General features: G+C 67.3%; 1 protein-coding gene. It reads left to right on the top strand.

Annotated elements, in window-relative coordinates; translation table 11 throughout:
* Nucleotides 1-266: peptide-methionine (S)-S-oxide reductase MsrA (locus OH705_RS27605; protein ID WP_267303485.1), on the top strand; the 266-nt coding region annotated here is incomplete at both ends.

Raw genomic sequence — 266 nt, 5'->3', positions numbered from 1 at the left:
ATCGAGGTCGCGCGCGTCGAGTTCGATCCCGCCGAACTGTCCTACAGCGACCTGCTGCGTGTGTTCTTCGCCACCCACGACCCGACCACCCCGGGCCGCCAGGGCAACGACATCGGCCCGCAGTATGAATCGGCCATCTTCTGGCAGAACGAAACCCAGCGCGAGCAGGCCGAGGCCGTGATCGCCGAGGTCGAGGCGCAGAAGGTCTACGACGCGCCCATCGTGACCAAGCTCCTGGCGCCCGCGCGATTCTGGCCGGCCGAAGA

Origin of the sequence: Pseudomonas sp. BJa3 (assembly GCF_026343815.1) — a bacterium.
GTDB classification, from domain to species: Bacteria; Pseudomonadota; Gammaproteobacteria; order Pseudomonadales; family Pseudomonadaceae; genus Aquipseudomonas; species Aquipseudomonas soli.
The sequence above is the reverse complement of the archived record's forward strand: the minus strand, read 5'-3'. Positions and strand labels throughout refer to the sequence as shown.